We start from the raw sequence: 7835 nt of genomic DNA on the forward strand, positions 1-7835 counted from the left end.
GGGTCACAGCTCGGGCTCGGGATGGTCGTGGTGCAGACCGAGGTGGCGGCTGCGCATCCCGCCGACCGCGCTACCCCGGGTGGACTGCGCGGTCGGCGCGGCCGCTGCGGCCGCCGGCGGCGGCACCCGGTCGGCGTCCGCGGCGACCTGCTGGGCGATTTCGTCGGCGGACAGCCCCACTTGGGCCAGGCCGCGCTTGAGCGCGGCCGCGCGTTCGTGCCGGTCGTGGACGTGCTGCTTGGGCTTGGGCATCCGCGACTTCACGACACCGTCCTCGCGCTCGGTCCACGTGTCGGCGATGTTGCGGGCCTGACGACCATCGATCGCCGCAGTCTCGCGGCCCTGCTCGAAGATCCCGCGCACCTGGTTGCGCAACGGCTCGGGCACCCCGAGCTGGGTCAGCGTGACGTCGAGCTTCTCCAGCCGCTGGGACTGCTCGTGCTCGTGCAGGCTGATCCGCCCAGCGCCGAGCTGGGTCGTGGCGTCGGTCAGGCTCACCAGCTGCGCCTTGGCCCGCCTCGCCGTCCCGGCCGGGACCGCCGAGGACTCCAGGACAGCTTCGGCCTTGCGGCGGGTGATGCGTGCGTTGTCGCGGGCGTAGATGTCGGCGCGGGCTCGATCCAGCGCGGCCGCGGACCGCTCATCGGCGAACATCAACGCCGGAACCTTCGTCTTGCCCGCGCTGATGTCGGCCATCACCGCCTTGAGCTGGTCCTTCTCCAGCTCGTGCAGGCCTTGGCCGTTGGCGATGGCGCCCTCGATCTTCTTGCGTGCGGCCGCGGCTCGTTTGACCACCCCGTCCTCGGCCACGCTTTCGAGCGACCCGGCCTCGGCCTGGACCCGCTCGGCGTGGGAGGCCAGCACCGCATACATCTGCACCGTGTCCGACAGCTCGGCGCGGTCGACGTGATCGGGCCACAGCGGCTTGAACTTGCCTGCCGGGTTGTCGCGGATCGCGACACCGCGCGCGCGGGCGGTCTTCTGGTCCTCCGGCGTCAGGCGCGAGACCTCGTCGGCGAGCTGCTCGCGCACCCGGTCGGTCGGGCCGCCAGCGGCCAGGCCGTCCTGATAGCGCACCAGCAGCTTGTCGATCCGCGCCTTGGCCTCCTCCCCGGCATCGACGAGCGGCTCGGCGACCCGACGAAGTTCGCGGGTCGCCAGCGCGGCCTCGAACGTCGTGGCCTCCGACAGTGCCTCGATCCCGTTGGCCTGGCCCAGATAGGCGGCCACGAACCGGATCCGGTGCCGCACCTCGGGGGCGACCTTGGCGGCGGCGAGCTTCTTGGTCAGCGACTCCAGCTGCGGCTGGCCCGGACGCTCACGCCAGGACTGCACCGCCGCGTACAGCTCGGTGCGCGTCTCCTCCGACAACCCCGGAGCGCGCGCGACCATCTCCACCATCCGCTCTTGGGCCTTCTTCAACCGCGCACCATCTGCACGCTCGCCCTCGGCGGCCTTGAGCGCTGACAGCAGTTCCGGTGCCGCGGCGACCTGTTCGGTCATCGACACCGCGCCGGTGGCGGGGTCGATGTCGATGCCGTAGCGGGTCCGCACGTGCTTGGCCATGCGCCCCAACGCTTCAGCGGCCAGTGGTGAGTCTCCCGCGACGGTGGCCGCGTCTTTGACCGCGGCGGCGAGCTCGTCGCGGGTGGCGTTGTCCAGGCCCCGGTCGAACACCTTCTTGAGCCGGGCCTCGATCTTCTTGCGCTCGATCTCCTGCTGCCGCTTCTCGGCCGCCTCCTGCTCGGCGCTGCGCTGGGCGGCGCGTTCGAGATCGCGCTTGCGCCGTTCGGCTGCGGCCACCGCGGCCGCCATCACCTTCGCGAACAGCATCTGCACGAACTGGCCCCAATGCCGCCCCATGTGGTCGATCTCGTCGGACTGCTGGACGGGAACATCACCAGAGGGGGCGAGCAGGTAATCAGGCATGACGGGTCCTCCCGGAGTTGTGGTGCCCGCGGCCGTGGTCGGCGCGGGCGCAGGAATGGCGGTGAACGGGTCCAGGCCCGCCACCGGCACCAGCTCGGCGATCTCGTGGCCGAGCTGGAGGTGGTCGTGCAGGTCCTTGCCGGTCGCGGCGGTCACGACCCGCACGCGCGGCACGACACCGGCCAAGGTGTCCATGACTTTCTCGGCGCGCCGGTATCCGGGGGCGTCGTGATCGGCGACGATGATCACCGTCGGCGCACCGGCGAGCCAGCGGGCGTGCTCGGGTGTCCACGACAGCGCGCCACCGGCGTTCGTCGTCGCGGTCAGACCGGCGGATTCGGCGGCGTGGACGTCTTTTTCGCCCTCGACGATGTAGACGACACGCTCGCCCTCGGCGATGGTTTCCAGCAGCTCCGGCAGCCGGTACGGGATCTTGTCGAATCCGGTCTTGGCCCACGAACCCGTTGCCGGGTCCCAGGATCGCTGCGCGAACTCCTTGTCGATGCCGCGGTCGAAGCGAGCCTCACGACGCAGCACCGCGCCGGCGACCGTGCCATCGGCCCGAATGTAGGGATAGCTCGCGGTCGTGCGCCACGCCGACCGCTGCGCACCCAGATCCGGACGGGTGCTGCGAGGTGGCAGCCCGGCCGCCTCGATCGCGGCCTCAACCCGCGAGACCGGTCGAGCGGGCTTGGCCGACCGAGGTCCCCGGCCTCGCCCGCTGCGGGGCCGGTCGTAGAGGTCGCCGGGTGCCAACCCGATCGCGTCCAACACCAGCTCGTAGTCGCAGCTGGCGTAGCACTGGATCTGGGTTTTGCCCCTGTCCTCGAAGTACTTGACCGCCAACGACGGTCGATGACGGCGACCGTCGTTCTCGTGCACCGGGCAGCAGTACTGCATCCAGCTGCCCGCCTGACGGCCCGGGCCCATCGTCTGCTCCAGCGCGGTGGTGATGCGCACCCAACTACGCGGGCCCGCGTCCTGGGTGGCCTGCTGGCGGGTCAAAACGGATCACCCACATCACGGGTGGCCCGCGCCGCGATCACCGAGGCCGGGACGATCAGCTGCGAGGAGGTCTCGACCCAGGTGCCGGGGTGCCCGCTGTGGCGGGTCACCGCGACGACCTGGGCGCCGATCGCCGCGGTCGGCATCTTCTTGTAGGCATCGGAGTGGCCGGAGAAGACGCTGCAGTGCTTGAACGGGCCGCTCGGCGACAGCAGCCGGTCCATCGTCGGGTCCACACAGTCGCGCCAGAACTTGATCTGCTCGAGGTGCTCGCCCTGGCGCAGGTGCTCGAACGCCAGCCACAGCGCGCTCAACCGGGACTTGGCCTCGCCATGGCGGATCCATTCCGGGCACCAGCGCATCGACGGGTCGTAGTCGTGCACGTCGCGGCGGTAGTTCACGCCCAGGTAGTTGTCGACGAAGTCGACCACGTCGGCGTAGTAGGTCTGCGGCTCCTCCTCCTGCTCCTCCTGCGGTTCCGGCTGCCCGCTGCCGCCGGCGGCCGGGTTCAGCACCACCTCGACCTGGTGGCGGGCGGTCTCGACCATCCCGGCCAGCACGTCGTCAGTGAGCATGTCCTTGACCGCGCCGCGCGCGATCCGCTTCGACACACTCGCCAGCTCACCCATCACCGAGGTCTTGACCGCCTCGTCGAGCAGCTCGGGCAGATCCAGCAGCGCGGTGATCTCCTGCTCCACCGCGGCAGTCACCGCCTCCTCGGCCGGGCTCACCGGATCGGTCGGATTCGCGACGTCGAGGTTGTCGGTCGTGGTCATGCGCTACGTCCTTCGCTGTTGTAGTTGCCGTTGTCGTTGTCGCCATCGACCACGCGGAACCGGCGTCGCGCGCGGGCGGTGGTGGGATCGGAAGTTTTGGAGGCAGCAGCCTTTTCGGCCTGCTCGATCGCCTTGCTCACCGCGGGGGCGTAGTCGCGCTCCATCCAGGGCACGGTCTTGACCAGCACCGCTGGGCGGCCGGAGGTGAACACCACCGCGCGACCGCGAGGGATCGACGACAGGTCCGAGGTGGTCAAGGTGCGCTCGGTGATCCGGGAGACGTTCGTCGAGCGGTGTCCGCCCTCACTACGCGACAGGGCAGAGACCAGCTCGTAGTGGTCACCGATCAGCTCGGACCGGTCCCGCAGGAACCCGGCATCGTCGAGGCCCGAACCCAGGACCTTGACGTTGGCGGCCCCCCACAGCGCGGTCATGCCATCCGAGCCCCAGCAGCGCACGCCCTGGGCCCACGACTGCAGGATGGTCATTACCACGATTCCGCGAGAACCGAAGTGGGAGTACTGCTTGGGCAGGTCCGGCCAGCGCACAATGTTGGCGGCCTCGTCCAGCACGACCAGCAACGGCACCGGCAGCCGGCCACCGCGACGGTTGCCCTCGATGGCACCGGCCTCGGCGACCGCGGCCGCCAGCGCGGTGATCAGCGGACCCGCCGACCCCTTCTTCTCCCCCGAGAGCAGGTAGAGGGTCTGCTTGCTGGTGACGAACGCCTCGACGTCGAACGCCTCCCGCGCAGCCTCGCCCGCCGCGGGCGGGGTGACCCACCGGCTGGTCTTGGCGAAGCGCAGCGACGCCGCCATCTTCTTGGCGGTGGTGAACACACCCGAGCGAGTCTTCTCCGTCATCGCGTACTGCGCCGACAAGCCGACCGCGAAGCGCGGGAAGTCCCCGGACTTGTGCAGCAGGTTCGTCGGGGTCTTGTCCTTGACGTCGGTCACCCAGGTGTAAACGTCGGTGATCGGGCGCGCCCCGACCGCGGCGGCCAGGATCAGCCCGGCCAGCAGATCCTCGCCTTCGGTGGTGAAGAACGGATCGCCCTCACGGTCACCGCCGCTGGCGGCGAAGATCCCGGCCAGCTCGGCGGCGCGTTCCTCCGCGCCGTCACCATCGGCACCCCACACCCACTCGATCGGGTCCCAGTACCACGACGGCGCCTCACCAGCGATGCCCTGCGGGTCGAACACCCACGAGCGCTCACCGGTGCGCTTCTCCCGCAAGGCGCGGGTCGCATCGACGACATCGCGCTTGTTCGACGTCGAGACCACCGGGCCGATCGCGTCCATGATCGCCGGGATCACCCGCGAGGTGGACTTGCCCTGACGCGGACCCCAGATGTCGACGTGCAGGTCCTCGTAGCTGGCGAACAGCTCCTGCCCGTCGATCGCCGCGCGCCCGATCATCACCCCAGGCGCATCCGAGGCACCCAACGGCACCCCGAGGCTTTCGGCCTTGGCCCGGATCGCCTTGGCCGACAACGCGACCAGATCCTTGCCACGGGCCATGAACTTCGCCCGCTCGTCGATGGACTCCTTGCTCTTCTTGCCCTTCGGGCGCTTGCGTCCAGCCTTGAGGTCGGCGCACTTCTCGCACAACCGGCCCCAGCACCATGCCGACCCCAGCGCGGTCCCGGCCAGGCCGGCCACCAGCGTCACCGCGCCCCCGGTCGCGGCCCAGGTCCAGTCCAGCTGCCCGGTGGCCAGCCCCAGCGCGAGGTTGACCGGGTGCAGGCTCACCTCCTGAGCGGGCCCGCCGTAGAGGGCTTCACCGATCCGCAGCGACGCGCCCGCGCCCTCGACCAGGCCGAACCCCGCGCCGACCGCGATCAGCGGCTTCATCTCGTCGAACCCGCCCGAACCGCCGGGAGCCTTGACACTGCGGTCCATCACCGGACCCCTTCCGCTTCACCGACCAGCACGACGCGCGAGGCGCCACCATGGCCGTGGATTGCTTCGATGTCGGCCACACACGCGGCCTCGGTGGTCGTGCGGATCTCGCCCCGCCAGCGCATCGAGACCGTGCCGTCCGGCCAGATCACGCCGTCCGCGACCACGCCCACGCCCGAGTAACCGGTGACGTCGACGTCGCGCTGGAGCTCGAAAAGGCGAGGGCCGGGGCCGGTCTCGTGCGTCATCAGGCCGCCGCCTCCCCCGCCTCGAACACCGCACCGGTGGCCGCGATCCGGGCCAGCTCGGCCAGCGCCACGTCCCGGTTGCGGCCCACACCGGGCATCCGCACCGCCGCGACCACGCCGTCGGTCAACTCCGCGGTCAGCGCCCACTGCGCGCACTCACGCAACCGGTCACACCCCGCGCACACCGACTTCGCCTGCGCCGCACTCGCGCCCAGGTCCTCGAAGAACACGTCGGTGTCCTCGCCGAGGCAGGCCCGGTCCGGCCACTGCTCCGGGCTGATGTCGTTGAGCAGGATCGGGATCATCGGGCACCTCCCTGTACCGCGGTGACCGGCGCGGGCTGGCCCGGGGTCACCTCGACCGAGGGGTAATCCGTGCCCGGGAAGGCCAGGACCACCAGCACCATCACCACGACCGCGACCGCGACGAACAGCCCGAACAGGGCGAACATCGCCCACACCGGCGAACCGGTGCCGACCGGGACGTACACGTCGTAGGTGCGGTAGATCCGGCGGCTCATCGCGAAACCTCCGACAGCTGCGCATATCCGCGTGCCTCGGCCGCGGTCATGCCCAGGGCGGCGGCCCACCGCTGCACTTCAAGCTGCTGGGGCGCGACCGCGATCTTCATCGCCGCGTGGGCCTGGTCGACGGTCAGCTGACGACCGGGCAGGAAATCCACGACCCAGCGGTCGTCACCGACGTAATCGGCGTGATGGCTGGTCGCCTCGGAGGTCATGTGCCCGTCGATCACCCGTACCACGGGGATCACCGGAGTTGCTGCGCGGCGCCAGATCTCGCGGCTCCAGGTCGAAGGAATGTTCATCGCGACCACGCCTCACGCTCAGCAGCGGTCATCGGCCACTCCAGCTGCAGCACCCGGAGCACCACGTCCAAGGCGTCCATGCCGAGGGTCTTGGCATGCATCGCGATCAGGCGCCACACCATGTCGACGTTCGGGTTGTCCTCCCACAGCAGCGGACCCCACTGGTCGACGATCTCGGCGATCGCGAGGCCGGCCAGGGCCTGCGGCGCGGTGACCAGCTGCTGCGGCAGCAGCGACAGCCGGTACATGCCCTGCTCCAGCTCGTAACCCACGTGCTCGGTGCGAGTTGCGATGAGCCACTCGCCATCTCGATGAATCGTCATCCGGTTTCCCCTCTCGCTTTGCTACGTAGCAAATCTATGGGAGTATTGTTACGTATCAAAGCCGTTGACGCAACGGTTATTACGTAACAAAGTCCGAGGAGGTTCCCTTGCCCCCGCCCTCACGGTGGAGCGACATCGCCGACGATCTGCGCGCCCGAATCACTGACGGTGAGTGGCAGCCAGGCGAGCAGCTACCAACCTCCCGGCAGCTGCTCGACCATTACGACGTGGGCAATCCCAACGTCATTCAGCGCGCGATCAACGCGCTGCGGGCCGAAGGCCTTCTCATCGCGGATCCGAAAGCACCCCGTCGCGGCGTACGCGTGCGAGCGCAACACTTCGTCCGCCGTGAACTCGACGCCTACCGCAGCGAATACCGCGCGGCACTGGCAGGGCGGTCGCGCAGCTTTGAGACCCTCACCAGCATCCAGACAGGGGTGAACGTGAACATCACCTACGCGATCGTCGATCCACCCGCCGATGTCGCCGGGCAGCTCGGCACGACCGGGAAGGTCCTACACCGGACCTTTTCCTACATCGCGGACGGAACTCCCCACCAGGTCAGCGACTCCTACATGAGTGCCGAGCTTGCCAAGCAGATCGGGCTCACCGATCCATCGGTGGAGGTCCCCGGACGCACCACGATGGCGTGGCTGCTCGACGCTGGTGTGCAGGTCACGCGCACCGAAACCTCACTGCGGGCCCGCATTCCGACCTCCGAGGAAGAGGCGAGGATGTCATCTGTGCCCGGCGTGCCGGTCTTCGTGCACAAGCACACTCTCTACGCCGGAGACACGGCGATCGAGACCGGCGGCGGACTCGTTGCCG

The 7835-nt window shown here is 69.5% G+C and carries 9 protein-coding genes; 1 reads left to right on the forward strand and 8 read right to left on the reverse strand.

Going from position 1 to position 7835, the window contains the following annotated elements:
- Positions 1 to 3 precede the first annotated feature (3 nt).
- The 8 genes from ACWEMY_RS22615 to ACWEMY_RS22650 are packed head-to-tail and all read right to left on the reverse strand — an operon-like array spanning position 4 to position 7007.
- Entirely contained in the window at positions 4 to 2934 is a 2931-nt protein-coding gene (locus tag ACWEMY_RS22615; RefSeq protein ID WP_452391620.1) for a toprim domain-containing protein, read from the reverse strand.
- The gene (locus ACWEMY_RS22620; RefSeq protein WP_452391621.1) at positions 2931 to 3710 is read right to left on the reverse strand and encodes a DUF4913 domain-containing protein; all 780 of its coding nucleotides are present in this window, start codon (positions 3708 to 3710) and stop codon (positions 2931 to 2933) included. Before ACWEMY_RS22620 ends, ACWEMY_RS22615 begins: the two co-directional genes overlap by 4 nt.
- Positions 3707 to 5611: a type IV secretory system conjugative DNA transfer family protein gene (locus ACWEMY_RS22625; protein ID WP_452391622.1), complete on the reverse strand. Its 1905-nt coding sequence runs from the start codon at positions 5609 to 5611 to the stop codon at positions 3707 to 3709. Before ACWEMY_RS22625 ends, ACWEMY_RS22620 begins: the two co-directional genes overlap by 4 nt.
- Positions 5611 to 5859 (reverse strand): hypothetical protein, encoded by a 249-nt coding sequence (locus tag ACWEMY_RS22630; protein WP_452391623.1) that lies wholly within the window; start codon positions 5857 to 5859, stop codon positions 5611 to 5613. The genes ACWEMY_RS22625 and ACWEMY_RS22630 overlap by 1 nt, the downstream gene beginning before the upstream one ends.
- A complete protein-coding gene (locus tag ACWEMY_RS22635; RefSeq protein WP_452391624.1) occupies positions 5859 to 6164 on the reverse strand; it encodes a WhiB family transcriptional regulator in 306 nt (101 codons plus the stop codon). The genes ACWEMY_RS22630 and ACWEMY_RS22635 overlap by 1 nt, the downstream gene beginning before the upstream one ends.
- Positions 6161 to 6379: a hypothetical protein gene (locus ACWEMY_RS22640; RefSeq protein ID WP_452391625.1), complete on the reverse strand. Its 219-nt coding sequence runs from the start codon at positions 6377 to 6379 to the stop codon at positions 6161 to 6163. Before ACWEMY_RS22640 ends, ACWEMY_RS22635 begins: the two co-directional genes overlap by 4 nt.
- A complete protein-coding gene (locus ACWEMY_RS22645) occupies positions 6376 to 6684 on the reverse strand; it encodes a hypothetical protein (protein ID WP_452391626.1) in 309 nt (102 codons plus the stop codon). Before ACWEMY_RS22645 ends, ACWEMY_RS22640 begins: the two co-directional genes overlap by 4 nt.
- The gene (locus tag ACWEMY_RS22650) at positions 6681 to 7007 is read right to left on the reverse strand and encodes a hypothetical protein (protein ID WP_452391627.1); all 327 of its coding nucleotides are present in this window, start codon (positions 7005 to 7007) and stop codon (positions 6681 to 6683) included. The genes ACWEMY_RS22645 and ACWEMY_RS22650 overlap by 4 nt, the downstream gene beginning before the upstream one ends.
- A 107-nt stretch (positions 7008 to 7114) precedes the next feature.
- Between ACWEMY_RS22650 and ACWEMY_RS22655 the strand changes: the two genes are divergently transcribed.
- On the forward strand, positions 7115 to 7835 hold a 721-nt coding region (locus ACWEMY_RS22655; RefSeq protein WP_452391628.1), incomplete at its 3' end, for a GntR family transcriptional regulator.

This window comes from Nocardia sp. NPDC004415, from assembly GCF_053602435.1.

Excerpts from the sequence above, each read along its gene's own strand:
- ACWEMY_RS22630 (WP_452391623.1), bottom strand. The coding sequence starts at position 5,859 with ATGACGCACGAGACCGGCCCCGGCCCTCGCCTTTTCGAGCTCCAGCGC.
- ACWEMY_RS22620 (WP_452391621.1), bottom strand. The coding sequence starts at position 3,710 with ATGACCACGACCGACAACCTCGACGTCGCGAATCCGACCGATCCGGTG.
- ACWEMY_RS22625 (WP_452391622.1), bottom strand. The coding sequence starts at position 5,611 with ATGGACCGCAGTGTCAAGGCTCCCGGCGGTTCGGGCGGGTTCGACGAG.
- ACWEMY_RS22635 (WP_452391624.1), bottom strand. The coding sequence starts at position 6,164 with ATGATCCCGATCCTGCTCAACGACATCAGCCCGGAGCAGTGGCCGGAC.
- ACWEMY_RS22645 (WP_452391626.1), bottom strand. The coding sequence starts at position 6,684 with ATGAACATTCCTTCGACCTGGAGCCGCGAGATCTGGCGCCGCGCAGCA.
- ACWEMY_RS22640 (WP_452391625.1), bottom strand. The coding sequence starts at position 6,379 with ATGAGCCGCCGGATCTACCGCACCTACGACGTGTACGTCCCGGTCGGC.
- ACWEMY_RS22650 (WP_452391627.1), bottom strand. The coding sequence starts at position 7,007 with ATGACGATTCATCGAGATGGCGAGTGGCTCATCGCAACTCGCACCGAG.